The following is a 22,949-nucleotide window of genomic DNA, read 5'->3' as shown; positions in this document are numbered from 1 at the left end:
ATCTTTCGCGGCATGTTTTAACCGCAGCTAACCGCGGAAAGCATATTCAGCGGCTGCGCGGGCAATCCCTGTTCTGGCGGGATCACCGTGCCGTTGGTCACCGTCATTGCGCAGTTATGCAGGCCGATCATTATGCCGGATTTCTCCGACTTCGCCGGGTCGAAGGCGAATTTCCAACGCTGCATGGCCGGATCGCGGAATAGAGCGACGATACCGAAGGCCTGCGCTTCACGCGATACCTTTTCGGTAACAACGTAACGCTGCCCTGGGATCAGCGTAACTTCACGCACGCCCAGCAGATCGCCGCCGAGTATGGTCTTTTCCTTCGCCGGATCGGTAAATGCGTCGAATGGCGCCTGCTGGAATGAAGTGGGATCTTTCAACGTGTAAAGCCGCACCACCAGCGCAAATGGCCGTTTGTCATTTGCCGCATTCAGATTGGGCGCCGCATATAACGTGAGGCCGACATTGCGCGGCGGCTTCTGCGCGTCCGGCAAATCCGGCTTGCCGAGGCCGCTTGCCTGCAAAGCCGCGTTGGCAGCGGCTCCGAGCACGGTAACGCCTGCGGCGCAACCGCCTAAAGCGGCGCATAAGGCGGTGTTTGCAATCAATAGCGATGCATGGCGAACAAGACGCGAATTCATATACATCGACCGGCTGGCCGCCGTCCCCCGTCTAAACATCGATAAAAAAAGTTTTCTGCAAAACTTCAGCAACTAATGCCGCTTTCTGCCGTTTACTGCCTCGCCATGCCGTTTGCATGTAATGCCGTGCATACGCTGGCTTTGCGCCGGGTTAGTGGCAAATTTTCCCGCACACCCGGCTGCGCGTATTGCGCCAGGAAACAATTTCTGCGTGCCTGGTTTTAAAGATCCACGCGTATTTTTTTCGTGCAATGCTTCTTCACATGAAAGTTGAATTATCGAAAATTGGCCTGTACTATACCCGCGCACTTGAAGCAAAGCAAAACTCCGGTTTCTCCTTGAATTAAAAAATCGCACGTCGGTGAAAAACGATGAATGACCGTCTGTTAGTAAAACTATCTGGGGTAGTGTTGGCATGCGGCGTGATGGCCGGTTGCGCGACACAAGGCAACAACACGGCGACCACACCGGAGGCTTTTAATAAGCAACTCGCGGACGCGGATACTGTAGCGAAAGGCGGCGATCAGGATCGTGCTATCGCGCTTTATCAGCAGCTTTCAAAATCAGATCCGACGCGCGAAGAACCGTGGTCGCGCATTGCGCAAATCCAGTTCACGCAAGGTCATTACGGCCAGGCTATCGTCGCCGCGCAAGAGGCGCTGCAGCGTGACCAGACCGACCGTCAGGCAAAGAGCGTACTGGCCGTGGCCGGCCTGCGCGTCGCCACGCAATCGCTCGGCGAATTGCGTCAGGACGCGTCGCTCGCGGGCGACGCCAAGTCGGACGCGCAAGCGCTCGCCAAGCAGTTGCGCGACACGCTCGGCGAAGCCACGCTGTTCCCGCCCGACCCGAGCGACAAGTCGGCACCAAAGAAAAAGCGTGTGATTCGCCGCGTCGCGAAGAGCAAGACAGTGGAGGCGCCGGAAGCGAGCACCACCGCCGCGGCTCCGGCCGCCACCCCGGCAGCTCCGGCGGCTCCTGCCCCTGCGGCACCCGCAGCGCCCGCCAAGGCCGCGCAAAGCGGCGGCGCGTCAGATCCGTTCAGCGCGCTGCGCTGATCTCCACGTCTCATCATCAGCATTCGGGAGCCGACGATGGCGAAGAAAGAAAGCATACAAAAACGCTTGCAAAAAGTGCGGCCGCCCCGCGTGCAGCTCACCTATGAGGTCGAGCGAGGCGATGCGATCGAGGTGAAAGAGCTGCCGTTCGTCGTCGGCGTGGTGGCCGATCTGGCGGGGCAGTCCGAAGTCGATCAGCCGAAGCTGCGCGATCGCAAGTTCGTCAACATCGACCGCGACAATTTCGACGACGTGATGAAGGCGATCGAGCCGCGCGCGGCGTTCCAGGTCGAGAACCGCCTGAGCGAAGCCGGCGGCAAATTTGCTGTGGACCTGCGTTTCAAGTCGATGGCCGATTTCAATCCGGACGAAGTAGTCGCGCAAATCGAGCCGCTGCGGCGTCTGCTCGAAGCACGTTCGAAGCTCGCCGATCTGCGCAACAAGCTCGCCGGCAACGACAAGCTCGAAGATCTGCTGTCCGAAGTGCTCAACAACACGCAGCAGTTGCAGACCCTGGCGAAAGACCAGGGCAATGCGGCGGACCAGAACGGCGGCGCGCCGGATCACGACAAGCAAGGCGAATAAGTACGGGGTGTGAGATGAACCAGCAAACGGCAGCAGCCCAACTCGCCACTGCGCAAAGCGGTACGGAATCCACGCTGCTCGACGAGATCGTCGAGAAAAGCCGCGTGGCGAAATCCGATTCCGAACATGCGCGTGCGAAAGACCTGATCGGCGAACTCGTGCACCAGGTGCTCGACGGCACGGTCGTGGTCTCCGACAACCTGTCGGCAACGATCGACGCACGCGTTGCGGAACTCGACCGCCTCATTTCCGCGCAGTTGAGCGCGGTGATGCACGCACCCGAATTCCAGCGCATGGAAAGCACCTGGCGCGGTCTGGACTATCTGTGCAAGGAGAGCAACACCGGCGCGACGGTCAAGATCAAGGCGCTGCATGCGCCTAAGCGCGATCTCGTGCGTGACTTCAAGACCGCGATCGAATTCGATCAAAGCGCGCTCTTCAAGAAGATCTACGAAGAAGAGTTCGGCACATTCGGCGGCTCCCCCTTCGGCGCGATCATTGGCGACTTCGAGGTCACGCGTCAGCCCGAAGACGTGTATTTCATCGAGCAGATGTCGCATGTCGCGGCGGCTGCGCACGCGCCGTTTATCGCTTCGGCGTCGCCCGAATTGCTGGGCCTCGAAACGTTTGCCGATCTCGGCAAACCGCGCGACCTCGGCAAGGTCTTCGATACCGTCGAATACGCGAAGTGGAAGTCGTTCCGCGACTCCGAAGATTCGCGCTATGTGGGGCTCACGCTGCCGCGCTTTCTCGGCCGCTTGCCGTTCAATCCGAAAGACGGCGCGACGGCAGAGGGCTTTAACTTCGTCGAAGACGTTGACGGCACCGATCACAGCAAGTACTTGTGGTGCAACGCGGCGTGGGCATTCGCTGCGCGCCTCACGGCTGCATTCGACGATTTCGGCTGGTGTGCCGCTATTCGCGGCGTGGAAGGCGGCGGTCTGGTGGAGGATCTGCCGACCCACACCTTCAAGACCGACGACGGTGAAGTCGCGCTCAAATGCCCGACCGAAATCGCCATTACGGATCGCCGCGAAAAAGAGCTGAGCGACCTGGGTTTCATTCCGCTCGTGCATTGCAAGAACTCCGACTACGCCGCGTTCTTCGCCGCGCAATCGGTGCAAAAGCCCAAGAAGTACAGTACCGACAGCGCAAATGCGAATGCCGTTCTGTCCGCGCAATTGCAGTACATCTTCTCGGTATCGCGCGTCGCGCACTACCTGAAGGCAATGATGCGCGACAAGATCGGCAGCTTTGCATCGGCGCAGAACGTCGAGGTCTTCCTGAATCGCTGGATCTCGCAGTACGTGCTGCTGGATGACAACGCAACTCAGGAACAGAAAGCGCAATTCCCGCTGCGTGAAGCATCTATTCAGGTCTCGGAAATTCCGGGCAAGCCCGGCGCATATCGCTCGGTTGCTTTCCTGCGCCCGCATTTCCAGCTCGACGAACTGTCGATCTCCTTGCGGCTCGTCGCCGACCTGCCGAAACCGGCCAATTCATAAACGAAGTCAGAAAACCCGGGCCGGCCGCCCGGGTTAGCTGTTAAAACCACCTCTTTGGGGAGTCGATGAGTTATGAAGGACATCTATTTAAAATTCGGCAATCCGGCGATCAAAGGCGAGTCCGCCGATAAAGATCACGCTGGCTGGATCGAAATCGATTCGTGGAGCCACTCGATCACGCAACCGCGCTCGGCCACGGCTTCGACCGCGGGCGGCCACACGTCCGAGCGTTGCGAACACGCGGACATGCAGTTCACGAAAGACATCGACGTAGTCAGCCCGCTGATCTATCAGCACGCATCGGGCGGCACGACGTTCGACGAAGTCACGATCGACTTCATGCGTTCGGACGGGGAAGGCAATCGCATCAAGTACCTCGAAGTGAAGCTGAAGTACGTGATCATTTCGAGCGTGACGCCGAGCGTCGTCGGCGAAGGTCTGCCGACCGAGCAGTTCTCGCTGAAGTACGCTGCCGTGCAGTGGAAGTACACGCAGCAAAAGATTGGCGGCAACCAGGGCGGCAATGCGCAAGGCGCGTGGAGCCTGACGAAGAACGACAAGACGTACGCAGTCTGATGCATCGGCGCACGCGGCGCGCGGTCCGCAAGGGCGGCAGCGCATGGCGTGCGCGTTGCATCTAACCGCTTCTTCGGACGCCGATGAAACGCTTCGAACCCAGCTTTCTCGACAAGCTGTTCGACGACGAACCGCATCTGCCGGCTTCACCGGCGATGCGGCAATTGTCGTTGGAGGAATTGAAGGGCACGGTCGCGCGCGACGTCGAAGCGATACTCAACACGCGTATCGCGCTGACCGAGCACGAGCTCGCGGCTTTGCCCGAATGTCAGCGCTCGGTGCTCACGTATGGCCTGAACGACTTCGCAGGATTGAGTCTCGCGAGCCACTATGACCGCACGTTCATTTGCAAATCGATTCAACAGGCAATTGCGCGGCATGAGCCGCGCTTGCAGCAGGTATCGGTCACGCTCGAACTGAACGAACAATCGACCAACGCGCTGAATTTTGCGATTCAGGCGCTCCTGGTCGTTCATCCGGCAGAAGAACCGGTGAGTTTCGATGCGATGTTGCAGCCGTCCACATTGCAATACTCGGTGACGCGCGCACGCGCAAAATTGTAGACGCTGTTTGTTGCTTAATACCGCTTGGCTTCAATACCGCTTTTCCGCCGCCACGTGCACCGGTGGCAGTAGTGAAGCGGAGAATGTTCGGGTCCGGGGATAGATCGATGGAAGAATTGCTGCCGTATTACGAGCGCGAATTATCATTTTTGCGACGCTATTCGCGCGATTTCGCGGAGCGCTACCCGAAGATCGCCGCCCGTCTTGCCATGTCGGGCGAGCACTGCGAGGACCCGCATGTCGAGCGTATGATCGAGTCGTTCGCGCTGCTCGGCGCACGCATCAACAAGAAGCTCGACGACGATTACCCCGAATTCACCGAAGCGCTGCTGGAAGTGCTGTATCCGCATTATCTGCGGCCATTTCCATCATGTTCGATTGCTCAATTGGGCAACTCCGCCGCGTTGAGTCATCTGACGGAACCGGTCACGATCGAACGCGGTACTGAACTGAAGTCGCGGCCCATTCGCGGCGTGCAATGCCGTTTCCGCACCGCGTACGACGTCACGCTCGCACCGGTCCGTATCTCCGAGGCGAAGTACACGTCAGTTGCAATGGCGCCCAGCGCGACCGTGTTGCCTGGCAATGCGACCGCAATCGTGTCGATCACGTTCGAATCAACCGCCGCGCAACTCGATCTGTCCGCGTTGAAAGTCGGTACATTGCGCGCGCATCTGCACGGCGAGCAGTCGTTCATTGCGGCGCTCGCCGACTGCCTGTTCGTCAATGCAATGGCCACATATGTCGAAGCTGACCGTCGCGGCGTGTGGACGCAATTGCGCACATCGCCGCTCGCACAAGCAGGCTTCGACGAAAACGACGCGCTCATCGACTATCCCGCCAAGTCGCATCCGGCTTATCGGCTCCTCACCGAATACTTTGCATTCCCGGAAAAATTCAATTTCGCCGACTTCGATCTGACCGCAATGACGCGCGCGACAGGACGCTGCCAGCGCCTGACACTGCACGTCGTGCTGAAAGAAGTGCGCAGCGATTCGCATGTGGCCCGGCTTCTCGATGCTTTGTCGGCGCATCATTTCCGTCTCTTCTGTACACCGGTGGTGAATCTCTTCGAACAGCACGGCGAACCGATTCGCGTGACCCATCAGGCGGTCTCGTACCCCGTGATCGCTGAAGCGCGCCGCGCATTTGCGTATGAGGTTTATTCGATCGATTCGGTAAAGCTCGTGCGGCAACAGGCGCATCAGGAATCGGTCACCGAATTCAGGCCGTTCTATTCGCTGCATCACGGCGAAGCGGCACGCGCCGGACACTACTGGTTCGCGCGCCGCAACGACTGGGTCGCGCAAAAAAGCCCCGGCTACGAGACTGAGATCTCGATTGTCGATATCGACTTTGAACCGGCGGCGCCGCAAACCGACACGCTGAGTCTCGATTTGACCTGTACGAATCGCGACTTGCCTGCGGGACTCGCCGTAGGTCTTGAAGGCGGCGATCTTTTTCTCGAAGGCGGGTCGCTGACCGGCAGCATTACGATGTTGCGCCGGCCCACGCCGACTGTGCGTTTCGAACGCGGGCGGGCCTCGCATTGGCGGCTCATTTCGCATCTGGCGCTGAACCATGTGTCGCTCGCGAATAGCGGACTTTCCGCGCTGAAGGAAATGCTGGTGCTCTACGATTTGCGTCGCACGGCGGTGTCGGCGCGGCATATCGACGGTCTTGTCGGAATCGAGCAGCGCGCGGCCGTGCAATGGCTGCCCGGCAAACCGTTCGCCACATTCGTGCGCGGCATCGAGATTCGCTTGACCATCGACGAAGAACATTTTGTCGGCACGAGTCTCGCGTCTTTCGTGCGCGTGATAGACACATTCTTTGGGCTGTACGTACATCTGAACAGCTTTGTACAACTGGTCGTCGTGTCGAAGCGCACTGGCGAGGAGATCTTGCGATGCAAACCGCGCAGCGGCGAATCGATCCTGGCGTAGTCGAGCAGCTTCTCGACGAACCGCACCGCTTTGAATTCTTTCAGGCGGTGCGGCTGCTCGAAAAGTGGTTCGCACAGCAATCGCCGTCTGAGGCCAGGCGTTCCGGCGATATCGTCGCGCAGCGCATCGCCTTTCGCAATTCTCTGTCGATGTCGTTTCCGCCGAGCGAAATCCACGGCGCGCAATCGTACGACGACGAAGGCACTGCGCTGAAGGAAAAAACACAGCGCACGGCAGCGCTCGAAGACGGTTCGCTCGAAAAAGTGGATATCACGCCGGCGTTTTTCGGTTTGCTCGGCGGGCAGGGGGCGTTGCCGCTGCATTACACCGAGCAGATCGTCGCCCGTGAGCAGATCAAGCGGGACCGCGCCGCGCGCGAATTCTTCGATGTGTTTTCGAATCGCGCGACCGCGCTTTTCTACGCGGCGTGGAAGAAGTACCGCTTGCCGTTTCACTACGAACTGGATCGCGACGAACGCTACTTGCCGTTGCTGCTTGCGCTTGCGGGCGTTGCGGACAACGACACCCGCACCAGTCTGCAAACTGGCGAGGGCGCGCTATTCGACGAAGCGATTGCCGGCTATGCGCTGCCCGCGCGACACAGGCCAGTGTCGGCAGCCTATTTGCAACGCGCGTTGTCGGACTACTTCAAGGTGCCCGTGCGCGTCGAGCAGTTCGTCGGAAAATGGTATGACGTGCCGCGCGATCAATTGACCGTACTCGGCAGCGTCAACGCGACACTTGGCGCCACGGCGCTCGCGGGCGAGCGGGTCTGGCAGCGCGACATGCGCGCGCGGCTCGTGATCGGACCGCTCGGCAAAGCTGACTATGAGGCTTTTCTGCCTGGTGCGGACCGCGCCGTTGCGCTGGAACGCATGCTTACGCTGCTAGCGGGCATCACGCTCGAATACGAAGTGGCGCTGGTGCTGCGCCGCGAGGCCGTGGGCCCGGCGCTTCTGAGTAACGGCGCGCGCCTCGGCTGGGACGCGTTTCTCTGTACACGCGATGCCGAGCGCGACCGCATGGATGCGCGTTACGAACTGCACGTGATTCACTGACCATAACGATAGAACCTGACCGGATCGCACGACATGAGCACGTCCCTCAATACCCTGATCGCGAAACTGAATCCGACTTGCCGGCAAGCAGCATTGCTGGCGGCGAACAACTGTCTTGCACGCGGTCATTACGAGGTGGACCTCGAGCATCTGCTGCTTGCGCTGCTCGATGAACCAGCAAGCGATGTTGCGCTCGTGCTGCGCGCAAGCAGGATCGATCCACATGCGTTGCGCGCGGATATCGAGCGCGAGTTGCAGCGTCTGAAAACCGGCAATACGCGTACGCCAGTGTTCTCAAAGCAGCTGATCGATCTGCTCGAACAGGCATGGCTGATTGCGTCGCTCGATTCGCAGATTGGGCGCATCCGTTCCGGGCATTTGCTGCTCGCGTTGCTGAGCGCACCCGATCTCGCACAGTTCGCCGAGCGGATGTCGCCGTTGTTGCACGATGTGCGAGTGACGGATCTGAAGCATAAGTTCGACGAGTTGACGGCAGGCTCTCGCGAAGTGGAGCGCAGCAATGCGGCGCATGGCCTCGAAGAAAGCGCGAGCAATGCAGCGAGTGATGCAGCGAATGAGAATGCGGCTGCGGGCGCACCCTCGAAAACGCCGGCACTCGATACCTACACCAGCAACCTCACGCAGCGAGCGCGTGAAGGAAAGATCGACCCGGTGATTGGCCGCGAAGCCGAGATTCGCCAGACCATCGACATACTAATGCGGCGCCGGCAGAACAATCCGATCATGACAGGTGAGGCGGGTGTCGGTAAAACCGCTGTGGTCGAAGGGCTCGCGCTACGCATTGCGGCAGACGACGTGCCCGCGCCGCTCAAAGGCGTGGCGCTGCATGTACTCGACATGGGGCTCCTGCAAGCGGGTGCGAGCGTGAAAGGCGAATTCGAGAACCGCCTGAAGAATGTGATCGACGAGGTCAAGAAGAGCCCGCACCCGATCATTCTTTTCATCGACGAGGCGCATACGATCATCGGCGCGGGCGGGCAGGCCGGACAGAACGATGCGGCGAATCTGCTGAAACCGGCATTGGCGCGCGGCGAATTACGCACGATCGCGGCAACCACCTGGAGCGAGTACAAGAAGTACTTCGAGAAAGACGCCGCACTCGCACGCCGTTTCCAGGTCGTGAAGATCGAAGAGCCGAGCGAGACGCTTGCGGCGGCGATGTTGCGCGGCATGGCGTCGTTGATGGAAAAGCACTTCAACGTGCGGGTGCTAGACGACGCGATCACCGAAGCAGTGCGCCTCTCGCATCGCTACATTAGCGGCCGGCAACTGCCGGATAAGGCGATCAGCGTGCTTGACACCGCTTGCGCGAAAGTCGCACTCGCGCATAGTTCCACACCGGCCGCAATCGACGACACGAAGAAACGCCTTGAACGTATCGATGCGGAAATTGCGGCGCTCGAACGCGAAGTGGCGAGCGGTGCGCTTCACGACGAACGGCTCGCGCAGTTGCGCGAACTGCGCGAAGAAGACGTGAAGCAGCTCGCCGAAGACGAAGCGCGCTACGACAAGGAGCGCGCTTTGGTAAGCGAGATCGTCGGCTTGCGGGCGGAGATCGACGCCGCGCGAGTGAGCAGCACGGACGCGGAGCAAGCGGCGAAGGCACAACAGGCGCGCGAAACGCTCGCGGTTCGCGTCGCCGAACTGCATGCATTGCAGGGCGGTCAGCCGATGGTGCCGTTGCAGGTAGACGCGCACGTCGTCGCGGAAATCGTCGCTTCGTGGACAGGCATTCCGCTCGGCCGCATGGTCAAGGACGAAATCCAGACTGTGCTCAACCTGCAGCCGCTGCTTGCCGCGCGGGTGATAGGACAGGATCATGCACTGGAAGCCATCGCGCAACGAGTGCGCACGGCAAGCGCGAATCTCGAAGATCCGAACAAGCCGCGTGGTGTGTTCATGTTCGTCGGGCCTTCGGGTGTCGGCAAGACCGAGACGGCACTCGCACTCGCCGATGTGCTATACGGCGGCGAGCGCAAGATGGTCACGATCAACATGAGCGAGTACCAGGAAGCGCATAGCGTGTCTGGCCTCAAAGGCTCGCCGCCGGGCTATGTCGGCTATGGTGAGGGCGGTGTGTTGACAGAAGCGGTGCGCCGCAACCCGTATTCGGTCGTGTTGCTCGATGAAGTGGAAAAGGCTCATCCCGATGTGCTCGAAATGTTCTTCCAGGTGTTCGATAAAGGCACGATGGACGACGCAGAAGGCCGCGAAATAGACTTCCGCAATACGCTGATCATTCTCACGTCGAATGTCGGTTCCCAAGCGGTCATGCAGGCTTGCCTGAACAAATGCGCCGAAGAATTGCCTGACACCGATGCACTCGCGGAGACCTTGCGTCCGCAACTGTATAAAGCATTCAAGCCGGCCTTTCTCGGGCGCATGAAGGTAGTGCCGTACTATCCGATTTCCGACGACGTGCTTGCCGAGATCATCGCGTTGAAGCTGGAGCGGATTCGCCGCCGCATAGAATCGAATCACAAGGCGGTGTTCGAGTGGGACGAGTCTCTCGTCGATGCGGTCCTCGCACGCTGCACCGAAGTGGATTCCGGCGCGCGCAACGTGGACCATATTCTGAACGGCACGCTGTTGCCCGAAGTCGCGCAGCATGTGTTGGAGCGCATAGCCAACGGCGTGGCGATCCAACGTATTTCTGTGCGCGCGAGCGAGGCCGGCGAGTTCGAATACGCCGTCGCATAAGCAATTTCACGAATGCATTTTGATAGCTCTGTGCCATGCCCACCAATCTGAACACGCTGCTCGCTCCAATCAGTGAAGCCGCGCCCTGTGGCGAAGATCTGCTGTTCTCCGCCGACTTCGATGCGATCCAGCACGCGCGGCGTTTCGAAGACCCGTCGCTGGATCAAGGCGAATGGATCACCGAGATCAAGGAAGCCGACTGGCCGTTCGTCATCGAGCGTTCGAGCGCTTTGCTGCAAACGCAGACCAAAGACTTGCGGCTCGCTGTGTGGCTCACGGAGGCGCTTGCCATAGAAGAGGGCGTGAGCGGACTCACGCAGGGTTACACGCTGCTGGCGGGGCTGTGCGAGAAGTTCTGGGAGACGGTCCATCCGCTGCCGGAGGGCGACGACACAGAGTATCGTCTCGGCAACGTCGCATGGCTTGTAGGGCGCACCGGCGATCTGCTGCGCGCGATGCCGCTTACGTCGTCGCAAGGCAACCTTTACAGCACGATCGATTGGGACGTGGCCACCCACGTTGCGCAAGCTGTAAAGCGCGATCCCGATCATGCCGACGACATTGCGCGCGGCAAGCCATCCATCGAGCAGATCGACGCATCGAAACGTGCTACGCCGCCCGCGTTTTACTCGACACTGTTGGCCGAGCTCAAGGCGTTCGAAGCGGCAATGCTCGCACTCGAACAGGAACTGGACCGCCGCGCCGCTGATTCGGCGCCGAGCTTCCGTCAGGCGAAAGATGCGTATGAAAGCGTCTATCGTCTGGCCGAACGTTTTGCGCGCGAACTGGGCGTGAATGCGGATGCGCAGCACACGTCCGTCGATAGAACGAGTGCGTCCACGCAGCACGAGCAGGAACGGGCCGAGCCCACCTTCAAGACTTCACCGCAACGCGAGGAGCCTGTGTTGACGACGACAGCGACCAACGCAATCGCAGGAATCCAGAGCCGCGCGCAGGCTGTCGCGCAGTTGCGCGCGGTGGCCCGGTTCTTTCGCACTACGGAGCCGCATAATCCCGCGGCTTACTTCGCCGAGAAGGCCGCCGAGGCTGCGGACATGCCGTTGCATCAGTGGCTTTCGACCGTGGTGAAGGACGACGGATCGCTCGCGCATATTCGCGAGTTGCTCGGCGTAAAGCCGGAAGAAAACGGCTAGAGGTCCGCGCCAAAACGAAAAAACCTGGCTTCGAGTCGCTTGACCGAGCCAGGTTTTTTTACGCGAGCAGTTCAAGTGCCGACGCGTTGGTCCGCTCAGGAACCCGCGCGAAACTCGATACGGCGATTGCGTGCGCGCCCATCGGCGCTGTCGTTCGATGCAATCGGCTGATCGGGCCCGACGCCGGTCGTACTCATTTGTTGCGGCGGGATGCCTTTCGCGACGAGGTAACCCTTCACGGCATCGGCGCGTGCCTGGCTCAATGCGATATTCGAGGTTCGGTTACCCGAGTTGTCGGTGTGACCGATAATCGCCACCGTCTTCGTCGCCATTTTCAGCATTGCTGCAGCCATCTGATCGAGAATTGCGCGGCCTTGCGGCGTGAGCGTCGCGCTGCCGGTCTCGAATTCGATCGTACGATTCGCAAGCGTCTGGTCCAGCAGGCCCTGCTCGGATGCGCTGACGCGCAGACCGTTCTTGATCGTATAGGTCGGATTCAGCGCATTCGCCATATCGCTCGCAAGTTGCTGACGCTGCGATTCGTTGCGCACTTCTCCCTTTACGTCGATCTGCGTGCCGTCGATTTTCAATTGCCCCTTGCTGATCTGCTTCAATTGCGGGCCGATCAGCTTTTGCACGTTGGCGGACCAGTTAGGCGGCGTCGCGACATCCGCGACTTCGATCTGATCGACCACGCTGGCGGCGCCGTACGTGTCGCGCAAACGTGCGAGTACGGCCGCTTTTGTCGCTTCGTCCGGCACTTTGCCGCCCACCACGACCTGACCCGGCGCCGCGTTAGCGGGCGGCGGTGAAGCCGTGACCGCGCCGGTGCCCGCGCCGGTCGTGCCGCTCGCAAGGCCTGCCGTGTTCACCGCGGGCCCCGCATTGCCCGCGGCAGCAGACGGGCTGACCGAAGGCGCGGGCAGCGTCGTGGTGCGAATCGAAATGCCGCTGTTGTCGACCGGCGTGACGCGGGCAGGGCCGTCGTTGTCGGCGTGCGCCGAAGCGCTGAGCATCAAGCCCGCGAGCAGTGCGGCGATGCCGGTGCGTGAATTCAGCATTGCATTACGCTCCCGTGAAGGCTTCGCGGAACGTGTCGATGCTGACGCGCAAGGACAGTTGCGGTTGGTCGAGGTAGCTGACAAGCTTGCTGATGCCATGGTCGTTTTGTGCGTGTTCGTCGATCCACTCGGGATCGTCGATATCGATGTTATGTGCTGCATAGGCTTGCGGATCGACCACGCTATGCAGCGTTTTCGCCGACGCGCCGTTAAAGCCGACGATGAGCCGCTCCCGCTCGGCGATCGTGCCGATGAAAATCGCCAGTTCGAAATCCGCCTGCGCGACGAACGGCGCGATCAGTTCGAGCCAGAATGCCGCAACGAGACTGCGATAGAACGGATCGTTGGGCAGCGGCAGTGTGAGTCCGCGTTCCAGATGCGACGAGCCGCTTTGCATCACGGGACGCAGCAGAGAACCGAGCGCGAGCATCGCGCCGCGCAAGCGCACCGGATGGCCGCTTGCTAGCAGCATCTGTTCGAGCCCGGCGAGCGTCTGGTGCTCGACGAAGTCGTTGAAGGTGCCGTCATGCGGATTGCCCGGACCGCCGCCAATCTCGATCGGCACCTGCGTTTCGCCCAGCGCCTGCAATGCGCCGGCCGGCTCGCTTGCGCCGAGCAAGGGCTTCATCTGCGCCGACACGCGCGACCACAAACGCGCGAAAGCGAGTGGGCTATGTGCGAGGAACGTCAGCGGCTTTTCGACTTCGAGTGCGGTTGCCGCAAGAAACGGAAAGCGGCGCGACGACTGATCGTGACTCGCCACCATGTGGCCGGCAATTGCGAGCTTGCTGCGCGAACCGAGGAACGCGAAGTGCATTGGCTTGGCATTTTCATAGACGATCTTCCAGCGCGGATCGTCGGTGAGCAATTCCATGGCCTCGGCGATCCAGCGGTCGAGCGTGGAGAGCAACTGCGGGTTGTGCGCGCTTTTTACGAAGTCGCCTCGCGACGGAATCTTGCCGAAGTACGCGATCTGCGCCTGCACGGTCTGCGTCATTGCGCACTCCCTGGGTTTGACACCGCGGTGGCGGCCGTGGCAGGCCGCGCTGTGGGCGAGGCGGGCGCCGCCGTGTTCGTGGCCGTTGCGGTGACCGAGTTGGCCGCCGCACTCACGTCCGCCACCGACGACGGCAGGCGCGAACCGCGCAGGCTCTGCTGTTGCGGCGCGTCGCTGCTGCCCGATGCTTGCGACGTGCTGATGATGCGCATGCTTACCGCCACCGTCACATTGCCTTGGGTCCATGACAGATCGAAGGTCCCGTCCGGACGACGCTTGCGTTGCGCCGAATTGATCAGCTTCTCCAGACCGTAGCGGCCCGGCTCGTTGACGAGTTGCAGCGTGCGGCCGTCGAAGGTGGTCGCGTTCAACGTAGCGCCCGGCGAGCCCGACGGATTCGGCCACACGAAGTTGGTCCACTGCGGCGGCGTGTTGCGGTAGCGCATCTGCTGACCGTCGATCGCGAGCGTGTACTCGGTCGTGCCGCTGCTCGGTTGCGGCAGAATCTGGAACACGGTCTGCGGTTCGGCCGAGCTTTGGCCCGCCGAGGCACCCGCTGCGCCGCCGGCAAGCGGCGCGACCCAACGCGCGAAGCCGCTGGTGAAGTCGGGCGTAAGCGCGAGGCCCATGTCGCCCCATGTGCGGGCGGTGAGCGTGTCGCCGCGGCGCACCGCGAGCGGCCCGAGCGTGGTGCCGACGAACTTCGCAATCGAACCGTCGGGTCCGAACACCTGCGCAATCTCGCCCGCGCCGGCTTCGACCTTCGCATCGCCGGCAAACGGATACTTGTTCGCAAGCGAACCCTGGAACGTCTGATACACCTGCGCATTCCACACCTTGTTCACTTCGACGCTCGCCGGTTGAATCACCACGGCATACGCAGCCATTAGCGGACGCACGAGCAGCGGTCGCAAGGCCTTGCGTTGTGAATCGGTGAGACCCGTCAACATCTGCTCGTCGACATACTTCAGCGAATCGGCCAACTCGGAGCCGCTGCCGTCGAGCGTCTGCTGCATGAGCTGGCGCGCGCCCGGCCCCGGATCGCCCTGATTCTTGATGACGTTAAAGCGCGTACGGACCTTCGACAGCGTGTCCATATAGCCCTTGAGCATCGAGCCGTTGTCGCCCGTCACGACAATGCGCCCGAGCGCGGAGAACTCCTGCCCGATCGGGCCCATCGGCATCTCAACGGGATTGCCGTTGATGTCGATGTTCGCGTTCAACTGGCCGGTCGGCGCGCGCGCGAACCATTGCTTGAACCAGCTCGTCACGCCGCTTTGCGCGCGTTTCAGGTTCGCGTTGAAAAGCGACGGGTTATCCCACGAGGTCTGGTCGTAAGCAGTTTCGAGTACTTTGCGAATCGGCGAATCCTGCGGATCGCCGAGACGGTTCATTGCGTCCACTGCTTGTCCGAAACTGCCGAAGCTCTGCACCGCAATACCTTGCATGAACTTCTGCCAGTGCATTGCGTACTCGGTCTTATACATTGTGACGAGTGCTTTCTGAATCTGCTCGGGGCTGCCCTCGAGCGTGAGGTCGTCGTGAGCGGAGGTGTTGAGAACCCAGTCTTTCGCCTGTAGTTCTTTCGTCGCGGCGTCGCGGATCGCGGGCTGCACGTACTGGAACCACGCTTCACGCGTGAAAGTGCCGGGAATCGCGTAGCTGCCCGCCACGAGCGCCGTATTGTTTTCACCGACAATGCGCGCAATGGTCATCGGCGCGAAACGGGTCGACGCGCGCGCCTTGATTTCTTCATAGACACGCTGACGCGCCGGCATGCCGCGCACCACGCGGCGCAGGTTTTCGCGCGTCTGGTCGACGAGGCCGAGGTTCTGGTCGATCATCGGCCAGTCGTCGTCGGATACGCGTGACAGGTAGAACGTGATCATGCGCTCCGCGCTGCGGATCATCTCGTCCCGGGGCATGTTGCCGCGATTCGTTTCGAGCCAGCCACGCCAGAAGCGCGCAACCTGGTCGGTCAGGTGAGCCGTTTCCACGTGACGCTTGTCGCTTAGCATCAGGTACGTCTTGAGCGCGTTGTACGCGTCTTCGACGTTAGTTGGCGATGCGTCGCTATAAAGCCCGCCCTGGCTGTTCGCTGCCATGGCAGTGTGAGCCGACACGGGAATTGCGGCGGCGTCCGGTGTGCGATTGAGCGGCGCAAGCCGATCGGGATGCGCGTTGACTTCCTTCAGGAACGACGCGAGGTTCTGCGAAACCGGATCGAGCAGGATCTGGCGTACGCCGTTGTAGTACTCGGTAAGCAGGCGCTCTTCGAGACGATCGCCCTGGTACAGACCGAATGAAACAGCGAGCGGCTTGTCGCGGCGGAACTGTTCCAATTGGTCGATGCGGTCTTCGAGAACGTCCATGGCCTGCAGACGCGATTGCAGGTCGTTGCGGTTCTGCTGCAGGCGCACCACATTGTCGAGGTCGGCCTTCACGTTCTCGGCGAGTTGCTGGTTGCCGATAGTCGACCAGGTCCAGCCGCCAAGCGCGAGCGCCAGCGCGGCGACGAAGCCGAAGAACGTTGCATAGCGCATGCGCGTTTTCGCGGGGCTTGCGAACTGCTTGACCGTTTGCCGGTCCGCGAAAATTACCTTCGAAAAAAGATCCCGCAGAAAGAAGCCGTTCTTCGAGAAGGCGCTATGCGGCTTCGGCAGGCTGTCGGCGCTCAGGCCGAAGCGGTTTGCGATGCGCGTGGCCGCGGAGCTATTGGTTTCGCCTTCCTGCAATGCACTCGTGAAATAGAAGCCGCGGAAGATCGGCTTGTACTGGAACGGGTTCGTTTCAAAGAGCGTAGCGAGGAAAGCACGCAATGCCGGCTTGATCGTCGAGAATTCGAGTGGAAAGCTCAGTTGGCCGGGCGAGAGCTTATTGCCGCGATTGATCGACATTTGCGCGACGCTGATTTCTTTCAGGCCGTCGTACAGTTCTTCGAAGTGCTCGTCGAAAAGCCCCACTACGTCGCGCTTCTCGTCCGGCTCGTAGGGCAGGGTGGCCCCCCACACCCGGTCGTATTCATGACGGTCGCTGCCGCTGAAAAATTCGGTGAAGCCGGTAATCAGGTCGGCTTTCGTGAACATCACGTAGACCGGCGCGAAAACTTCGAGCTTCTCGGTCAATTCCTGCACACGCTGGCGCAGGTTCTTCGCGAGATTGATTGCGAATTCCGGCTTGCTGCTGGTGAGTTCCGCAATGCTCGCCGTCACGATGATCCCGTTGATCGGTGCTTTCGGCCGGAAGCGTTTGAGCAGGCCGAGAAAGCCGAGCCATTCGGTGCGGTCTTCCTCATGCACCGAATAACGGCCGGCGGTGTCCAGCAGAATGCCTTCGGTCGTGAAGAACCAGTCGCAGTTGCGCGTGCCGCCAATGCCGTGAATTACCGCGTTGTTTTTGTCGGCGAAGGGAAATTGCAAGCCCGAGTTCAACACCGCGCTACTCTTGCCGGCGGCGGGGTTGCCGATCACGATGTACCACGGCAACTCATACAGTGCGGAGCCGCCCGAGACCTGACCGATCTTTGAGGTCTTGATGGTTTTGACCGCATCGACGAGGCGCGTGCGCAGCACGTCGAGCTCCGCCTGGCGCGCGGGCGTGGGCGCGGGGCCGGCCTCGGTGCTCTGTTTCTCGGCCTGCTGCTCAAGCATCTCGCCGAGCTTGCGGTTCGCGCGCCGCGCGCGCAAGCGGCGCACCGCCCACACGAGCAGCCATAGCGCGACTACCGCGCCGAGTGCGATGGCCGGCCACATCAGGTCGATCTGCAATGTATCGGCGCCGACGAATAACACAGCAGCGAGCGCGAGCAGGCCGATGATCGAGAGCGTGCGTGGATGGGTCAACACGTTGAGGAAGCGTCGCATAAGCCGTTCAGGTCTTGATGATTGGTGTTGTGGCGCGTGCTGTGGCAAACGGCATCACGCGCGTGCGGCGTTTGAAACTGGAGCGAAAGAAAATGAAAGCCGGTTCGGGTCGAACATGAAAACGGCTGAATTGTTAAATGCGCGAGTGTTGTCGTTGCAAATAGCGGCCGGACGAATGCGCCGATGTGTGGCCGATTGCGGTGCGCATTGCCGCTTTTTGCCAGAAATAATGATTGAACGCCCCATTTCCAACCTCTTGTACCCGTTACGCCTTAATGACCCCGCCCGAGGACGAAGCCGGGTTTGTGATATTCAACGTGCCCGAGATCCATCATTTTCCAGCGGCCACCCCATGTCAGGCCGACCTGTTCGGCTGTTTGCCCATATAACTGATAGCCTCGCATCGCCCAGGGATCTTTTTCTGAAATGACGAGCTTGCCGTCGCGTAGAAACGCATTGTCCGCCGCAAGACCGTATTGGTGATAGCTTTGAAACGCAGCGGCATTGGTGACGTTGCTCCCCATTTGCGCGAGCCGGTTTTGCCGCTCCGGACTGCGATAACCTTCAAGCAAAGCCATTTCGTACCCGTGCTGCTCGTGCATGATTTTGTAGACGAGCAATAAACGCGTTCTGAAATCGGCATCGAGCAGATTCCAGTCGCGGCTCGCATCTTTTAGCGCGGGCCGGATCTGCTCGACTTCCCGCGTGGCAAACACCTCCGGTGGCAGAGGCGGCGGGGGTACGAGCTGTTCCCCGTTCAATAAGGCAGCAATTTTCTCGTCGGGTACCCGTGCAGTTTCATCGAATTGGAATAACTGCCGGCCGCGTAATGCCAATGCCACCAATGGCGGCGTCGCAAGAATACCTGTGGTGGTAAAAATCAGCAAGCGCCGGCGCGCCAGTAATTTCTTCATATCCACCGCAGTAGATTGCGAAATTCTTGCCGAGCGCGCTAATTGACCGCGCGCGACAGATGCGCTACGCGATGCCCTGCGCATAACGCGACCATGAATGGTCAGTGCCGCGCCTAATAAAGAAGCGCGGACCGCCGGCAAAAGCAGCATTGCGGCGATCACAACCGCGACGGCGAAATAGGCAAGAAGTACTACGGCAATCAATGGCGACCCCGGAAATTGGAAACAATTGTATTTTGTAATGCTTGCTCTTAGAATCAGGCCTGCTCGGCGAGGAGCCGGAGCAGTATTATCACGGCGAAATAATCCAGGATTCAATGAGACAGTGAATGAGTGCGCCGGAAAATTCAAATTCCAAAGCCCCGCCTAGCCTGTTATCCGATAAGGCTAAAGGCGCAGATGGCAATGGTTCGCGAATTCTTGCGAATCTGGAAGGCCGCGTCGCGCCGCCTGGCGATAAAACACGCCGGTCAAGAACGCCCTTTGCGCTCGTCGCTCTGCTCGTGATCGCGGCCGGCGGCTGGGGCGCGTGGCACATGCAACAACGTGTGCCAGCGGAACCGCTCGCCGCCGCCGCGCCTGCGAGTGGGGCCCACGTCGCAAGGGCTGCCGTACCGGCCTCCGTTGCGAGCGCAACCGTGCAGGTCGCCGCGAATGCGCAAGCGCCGGCGCCGGCATCGTCGCAAGCGGCGACGATCATCGCCGATGACAGCGACAGCAAAGCCGCGGCTTCTTCTACGTCCGCATCCGCGGGTCTCGCGGAAAGCCGCTTGTCGCGGGCGCTTGCAGACGGCGCGGTGCCGAGCGGCGCTTCGGCGCCGGTTTCGTCGGTCGCATCGGTCGCTTCGGTCGCTTCGGTTTCCTCCGTCGCGTCGGAAACGGCGCCTGCGGTTGCGCCGGCGGCGAAGCACGACAAGAGTTCGACGGCTGTCGCGAGCAGGAACAAGCACGAGGCCGCGGCGCGCGGCAAGAAGGAAACCGTAACGGCAAGCGCAAACAGCCATCATTCAGGCACAACGACCGCCGCTACGCAGACGAAGAAAGCGAAGCCGGGCGCGACGTCGAAAGATGATTCGGACGCCGATCTATTGGCCGCGCTCGTTGCACGCACCAAGCCGGCGGATAGCAAGGCAGGCGGCAGCAATCCGGCTACCAAGGTGCCTACCTCGGCGGTGCCGGGCAATGCGAAGCTTGCCGAACGCGTGAAAGAGTGCGGGCAGCGTGGCTTTTTCGAAGACCAGTTATGCCGCTGGCGCGTGTGCGACGGTCATTGGGGCAAAGACCCCGCATGCCCAGGCTCTGCGCAGCAAGCGCGTCAGCCCTGACTCGTTGCCAGGACAACCGTTCTGTTGGCGAGACGCCTGGCGAGGTTCGCATTATTCGCGGGCCTCGTCGACGCTCCGGTTTGATTTCGGCGTCTATGAGGCTATGATGACTCTCCTTTAGTCGCACACTGATGCGATAGAACAGGAGACATCAATGAAGCGGTTTTTCGTGGCATTGAGCTATGTAGCAAGCGTCGTGACTGCTCTGGTCATTGCGGCATGCGGCGGCAGCGAACTGAATCCCCCCAATCCCCCCAAAGTCATTATCGACAGCGACTACAACACGCTGAGCGACGACGGCCAGCTCGGCGTCATGGCGGCGCAACTACAGGCGCAGGGATCGCTGAAAGTACTCGGCATTACCGTGGTGTCCGGTAATCAATGGTTGAAGCAAGGCGTGGCGGATGCATTGAAATCCGTCGAGCGGCTCGGCGTTGAAAAGCAGATCGGCGTCTATGCGGGCGCAAACTATGCGCTGTCGCATGACTTCGCAACGATCCAGGCAGAAATGGCGCAATTCCCAGGCGGCGACGGCTATCTCGGCGCATGGGGCACACCGGAGCCTAAGTCGGATAGCGACCTCGTGGCACCGCCCGACGGGTTCGCGACCCATACGAAAGTGCAGAGCAAAAGCGCGGTGGATTTCATCGTCGATTCAGTGAAGCAGAATCCCGGAGAAGTGACGATTCTTGCAATCGGACCATTGACCAATATCGCACTCGCCGCGCGTCAGCATCCCGAGATCGTGCCGTTGATCAAGCAGATCATTTATATGGGAGGCGCGATCGACGTGCCGGGCAATACCACGCCAACGGCCGAGTTCAACTGGTGGTTCGATCCGCAAGCAGCGAAAGAGGTGCTGCGTCTGCCGATAAAGCAGGTCGTCGTGCCGCTCGACGTGACAGACACCGTGAAGATGGATAAGGCGCTTTACGACCGTATTGCGCACGATCCGGCGAAGCAGACCATCATTACTCAATTGTTCAAGACATTGAACGGCTATGGTTTCGACGGCAAGAACGGCTTCGAGACGAACCCGAACTACACCACGAACATATGGGACACACTGACACTCGGGTATCTGATGCATCCTTCGTATGCAACCCAGACCGTGGACGAATGGGTGGACGTGGATACGAGTTTCGGCGCAAATGACGGTAAAGCTACTGGCTATGCAAGCTCACCGCCGGCTGGCTTGCAGAAGATGACAATCGTCAAACGCTTCGACAACCAGAACTTCTTCAATTTCTATGTGGACCTGCTGACCCGGCCGGTGCCGCTGCCAGGCTGATCGGATTGTGACTCGTGTACTGCTGCGAGGCTGCATCGAATCCGCTTCACGCGGGATGCAAGCCACGCAGCAATTGACGCACGCGCGAAAGGTCCTGATCGACATGCTCGGCGTTTTCGAACAACTCCGCGAGCCAATCCACGAATGCGCGCACGCGCGGCGACACACGGCGATTCTTCAGATAGGCGACCGAGACAGGCATTGGCACAGGCTTCCATTGCGGAAGTACTTCGCGCAATAGCCCGGAGTCGAGGTACGGTTGCGCGGCGATCCGCGCGGGTTGAATGAGTCCGTGGCCTTGCAGTCCGCAGGTGAGATACGCCTGCTCGTCGCTGACCTTTACGAAGCCATTGACCTTGACGCTTTGTGCTTCGCCGTTCACTTCGAAATCGAAAGCGACTTCGCGGCCGTTATGCGGCGACATGCAATTAACCGCGACGTGCCCGCGGAGGTCGTCGAGGTCGGTGGGCGTGCCGTATCGCGCGAGATAATCCGGGCTTGCGCAGGTCACATGTTCGAGCGTGCCGAGATGTCGCGCGACGAGATTCGAGTCGGGCAATTCACCGAGCTGGATGCTGCAGTCGATCGCTTCGGACACCAGATCCACCGTACGGTTGCTGACGCCCACGGCGAGGTCCAGGTTGGGATAGCGCGTATGGAAGTCGTCGAGCGCAGGCAGCACGATCGCGCTTGCCACCGAGCCGGGCATTTCGATGCGCAGGCGGCCGGTGAGGTTATCGGTGGCGTGCCGGATGCTGGCTTCCATTTCGTCGATATCGGCGAGGATTTGCGCACAGCGTTCGTAATAGGCGGCGCCTTCCGGAGTGACGCTGAGCCGGCGCGTGGTGCGTGCGAGCAACTGCGTGCCGAGCAGGGCTTCCAGATTCTGGACGATGGTAGTCGCCGTCGCGCGCGGAATGTTCAGCGATTCCGCTGCGCGGGTGAAGCTGTTCGTGTCCACGATCCGGATGAATGTGCGCATGGCGGTTATTCTGTCTATCATTCGGTGCCTCTCGTTTGGGTTGGCTTTTTTGCCTCTGCGGCCGGCTTGTTTGGGTGCTGGATTAACTTCGTAGGGGCTCTGTTTTTTTGTTGTTTTCGGCGCAGAGGTTCTGTTTTGGGACCTTTGGCCTTTCCTTGATTTCACGGCGGTCTATTAGCGTTGCCCCTGTGCGGGGCGGCACTTACTTTCTTTGCCGCCGCAAAGAAAGTAAGCAAAGAAAGCGGGCTCACACCGCTAGCTCATAAGTGGGCGCCGTGGCTTGCAACCGGTAGTGGTGCATCTGGAATCCGTGCCCTCGCACATTCCACGCTCGTGACAAAGCAGTCATTCTTCCGGCAGCGCTTCGCGCGCCGTGGCGGCAGTTCGTAAAAACCGTTGGTACATTTGTGCTTCAGGCAATCAAGCCGCGCCGAGAGTTTCGTCCGGAAGCACCGCCTATGGGGCACCCGCCGCAACAACGAAGCACGGTGTTCGGTTTACCTTTCCGGCGAGCGCGCCGCGCGAGGCGGGAAGCATGACTGCCTTGTCACGAGTGCGGAATGTGCGGGAGCACGGATTCCAGATGCACCACTGCCCCCTCTGAGCCGAGGGACCCACTTATGAGCTAGCGGTGTGAGCCGCTTTCTTTGCTTACTTTCTTTGCGGCCGCAAAGAAAGTAAGTGCCGCCCCGCACAGGGGCAACGC

The 22,949-nt window shown here is 60.5% G+C and carries 17 protein-coding genes; 11 read left to right on the top strand and 6 right to left on the bottom strand.

Going from position 1 to position 22,949, the window contains the following annotated elements; all coding sequences use genetic code 11:
* Nucleotides 1-17: 17 nt before the first annotated feature.
* Nucleotides 18-644: a type VI secretion system lipoprotein TssJ gene (gene tssJ / locus JMY24_RS25030; protein ID WP_128596679.1), complete on the bottom strand. Its 627-nt coding sequence runs from the start codon at nucleotides 642-644 to the stop codon at nucleotides 18-20.
* 371 nt (nucleotides 645-1,015) lie between these two features.
* Between tssJ and JMY24_RS25025 the strand changes: the two genes are divergently transcribed.
* The 9 genes from JMY24_RS25025 to tssA all read left to right on the top strand — a co-directional run bounded on the left by JMY24_RS25025 (nucleotide 1,016) and on the right by tssA (nucleotide 11,810).
* On the top strand, nucleotides 1,016-1,702 hold the full coding sequence (locus tag JMY24_RS25025; RefSeq protein ID WP_201703116.1) for a tetratricopeptide repeat protein: 687 nt from the start codon (nucleotides 1,016-1,018) through the stop codon (nucleotides 1,700-1,702).
* Nucleotides 1,703-1,738: 36 nt separating this feature from the next.
* On the top strand, nucleotides 1,739-2,287 hold the full coding sequence (tssB, locus tag JMY24_RS25020) for a type VI secretion system contractile sheath small subunit (protein ID WP_027779365.1): 549 nt from the start codon (nucleotides 1,739-1,741) through the stop codon (nucleotides 2,285-2,287).
* 14 nt (nucleotides 2,288-2,301) lie between these two features.
* Nucleotides 2,302-3,792: a type VI secretion system contractile sheath large subunit gene (tssC, locus tag JMY24_RS25015; protein WP_128588113.1), complete on the top strand. Its 1,491-nt coding sequence runs from the start codon at nucleotides 2,302-2,304 to the stop codon at nucleotides 3,790-3,792.
* 72 nt (nucleotides 3,793-3,864) lie between these two features.
* The gene (locus JMY24_RS25010) at nucleotides 3,865-4,368 is read left to right on the top strand and encodes an Hcp family type VI secretion system effector (RefSeq protein ID WP_020070381.1); all 504 of its coding nucleotides are present in this window, start codon (nucleotides 3,865-3,867) and stop codon (nucleotides 4,366-4,368) included.
* An 83-nt stretch (nucleotides 4,369-4,451) separates the two neighbouring features.
* Nucleotides 4,452-4,931 carry a type VI secretion system baseplate subunit TssE gene (gene tssE, locus JMY24_RS25005; RefSeq protein WP_020070382.1) on the top strand — a complete coding sequence of 160 codons (480 nt, stop codon included), beginning with the start codon at nucleotides 4,452-4,454 and terminating at the stop codon, nucleotides 4,929-4,931.
* 107 nt (nucleotides 4,932-5,038) lie between these two features.
* Complete coding sequence (gene tssF / locus JMY24_RS25000) at nucleotides 5,039-6,877, top strand: type VI secretion system baseplate subunit TssF (RefSeq protein ID WP_128596681.1); 1,839 nt, start codon at nucleotides 5,039-5,041, stop codon at nucleotides 6,875-6,877.
* On the top strand, nucleotides 6,841-7,935 hold the full coding sequence (gene tssG / locus JMY24_RS24995) for a type VI secretion system baseplate subunit TssG (RefSeq protein WP_201703115.1): 1,095 nt from the start codon (nucleotides 6,841-6,843) through the stop codon (nucleotides 7,933-7,935). The genes tssF and tssG overlap by 37 nt, the downstream gene beginning before the upstream one ends.
* 33 nt (nucleotides 7,936-7,968) lie before the next feature.
* Nucleotides 7,969-10,656 (top strand): type VI secretion system ATPase TssH, encoded by a 2,688-nt coding sequence (tssH, locus tag JMY24_RS24990; RefSeq protein WP_128596682.1) that lies wholly within the window; start codon nucleotides 7,969-7,971, stop codon nucleotides 10,654-10,656.
* A 35-nt stretch (nucleotides 10,657-10,691) separates the two neighbouring features.
* Nucleotides 10,692-11,810: a type VI secretion system protein TssA gene (gene tssA / locus JMY24_RS24985; RefSeq protein WP_128596683.1), complete on the top strand. Its 1,119-nt coding sequence runs from the start codon at nucleotides 10,692-10,694 to the stop codon at nucleotides 11,808-11,810.
* 95 nt (nucleotides 11,811-11,905) lie between these two features.
* Here tssA and JMY24_RS24980 read toward each other — a convergent pair whose 3' ends face one another.
* The 4 genes from JMY24_RS24980 to JMY24_RS24965 form a co-directional block, all read right to left on the bottom strand.
* On the bottom strand, nucleotides 11,906-12,871 hold the full coding sequence (locus JMY24_RS24980) for an OmpA family protein (protein WP_201703114.1): 966 nt from the start codon (nucleotides 12,869-12,871) through the stop codon (nucleotides 11,906-11,908).
* A 4-nt stretch (nucleotides 12,872-12,875) separates the two neighbouring features.
* Nucleotides 12,876-13,868 carry a type VI secretion system-associated protein TagF gene (gene tagF, locus JMY24_RS24975; protein ID WP_201703113.1) on the bottom strand — a complete coding sequence of 331 codons (993 nt, stop codon included), beginning with the start codon at nucleotides 13,866-13,868 and terminating at the stop codon, nucleotides 12,876-12,878.
* Nucleotides 13,865-17,731, bottom strand: coding sequence for a type VI secretion system membrane subunit TssM (gene tssM / locus JMY24_RS24970; RefSeq protein ID WP_201703111.1), 3,867 nt, complete (start codon nucleotides 17,729-17,731; stop codon nucleotides 13,865-13,867). The genes tagF and tssM overlap by 4 nt, the downstream gene beginning before the upstream one ends.
* 272 nt (nucleotides 17,732-18,003) lie before the next feature.
* Nucleotides 18,004-18,849 carry a M15 family metallopeptidase gene (locus JMY24_RS24965; protein WP_164853696.1) on the bottom strand — a complete coding sequence of 282 codons (846 nt, stop codon included), beginning with the start codon at nucleotides 18,847-18,849 and terminating at the stop codon, nucleotides 18,004-18,006.
* 125 nt (nucleotides 18,850-18,974) lie between these two features.
* Between JMY24_RS24965 and JMY24_RS24960 the strand changes: the two genes are divergently transcribed.
* The gene (locus tag JMY24_RS24960) at nucleotides 18,975-19,970 is read left to right on the top strand and encodes a hypothetical protein (protein ID WP_201703109.1); all 996 of its coding nucleotides are present in this window, start codon (nucleotides 18,975-18,977) and stop codon (nucleotides 19,968-19,970) included.
* A 154-nt stretch (nucleotides 19,971-20,124) separates the two neighbouring features.
* Complete coding sequence (locus tag JMY24_RS24955) at nucleotides 20,125-21,261, top strand: nucleoside hydrolase (protein WP_201703108.1); 1,137 nt, start codon at nucleotides 20,125-20,127, stop codon at nucleotides 21,259-21,261.
* A 46-nt stretch (nucleotides 21,262-21,307) separates the two neighbouring features.
* Here JMY24_RS24955 and JMY24_RS24950 read toward each other — a convergent pair whose 3' ends face one another.
* On the bottom strand, nucleotides 21,308-22,264 hold the full coding sequence (locus JMY24_RS24950) for a LysR family transcriptional regulator (RefSeq protein WP_128596688.1): 957 nt from the start codon (nucleotides 22,262-22,264) through the stop codon (nucleotides 21,308-21,310).
* Nucleotides 22,265-22,949 lie beyond the last annotated feature (685 nt).

This window comes from Paraburkholderia kirstenboschensis (assembly GCF_904848585.1).
GTDB lineage: Bacteria > Pseudomonadota > Gammaproteobacteria > Burkholderiales > Burkholderiaceae > Paraburkholderia > Paraburkholderia kirstenboschensis.
This window is presented reverse-complemented; position numbering and strand designations above follow the sequence as displayed.

Coding starts and splice junctions, on each gene's coding strand:
- tssJ (WP_128596679.1), bottom strand. CDS start 644: ATGAATTCGCGTCTTGTTCGCCATGCATCGCTATTGATTGCAAACACC.
- JMY24_RS25025 (WP_201703116.1), top strand. CDS start 1,016: ATGAATGACCGTCTGTTAGTAAAACTATCTGGGGTAGTGTTGGCATGC.
- tssB (WP_027779365.1), top strand. CDS start 1,739: ATGGCGAAGAAAGAAAGCATACAAAAACGCTTGCAAAAAGTGCGGCCG.
- tssC (WP_128588113.1), top strand. CDS start 2,302: ATGAACCAGCAAACGGCAGCAGCCCAACTCGCCACTGCGCAAAGCGGT.
- JMY24_RS25010 (WP_020070381.1), top strand. CDS start 3,865: ATGAAGGACATCTATTTAAAATTCGGCAATCCGGCGATCAAAGGCGAG.
- tssE (WP_020070382.1), top strand. CDS start 4,452: ATGAAACGCTTCGAACCCAGCTTTCTCGACAAGCTGTTCGACGACGAA.
- tssF (WP_128596681.1), top strand. CDS start 5,039: ATGGAAGAATTGCTGCCGTATTACGAGCGCGAATTATCATTTTTGCGA.
- tssG (WP_201703115.1), top strand. CDS start 6,841: ATGCAAACCGCGCAGCGGCGAATCGATCCTGGCGTAGTCGAGCAGCTT.
- tssH (WP_128596682.1), top strand. CDS start 7,969: ATGAGCACGTCCCTCAATACCCTGATCGCGAAACTGAATCCGACTTGC.
- tssA (WP_128596683.1), top strand. CDS start 10,692: ATGCCCACCAATCTGAACACGCTGCTCGCTCCAATCAGTGAAGCCGCG.
- JMY24_RS24980 (WP_201703114.1), bottom strand. CDS start 12,871: ATGCTGAATTCACGCACCGGCATCGCCGCACTGCTCGCGGGCTTGATG.
- tagF (WP_201703113.1), bottom strand. CDS start 13,868: ATGACGCAGACCGTGCAGGCGCAGATCGCGTACTTCGGCAAGATTCCG.
- tssM (WP_201703111.1), bottom strand. CDS start 17,731: ATGCGACGCTTCCTCAACGTGTTGACCCATCCACGCACGCTCTCGATC.
- JMY24_RS24960 (WP_201703109.1), top strand. CDS start 18,975: ATGAGTGCGCCGGAAAATTCAAATTCCAAAGCCCCGCCTAGCCTGTTA.
- JMY24_RS24955 (WP_201703108.1), top strand. CDS start 20,125: ATGAAGCGGTTTTTCGTGGCATTGAGCTATGTAGCAAGCGTCGTGACT.
- JMY24_RS24950 (WP_128596688.1), bottom strand. CDS start 22,264: ATGATAGACAGAATAACCGCCATGCGCACATTCATCCGGATCGTGGAC.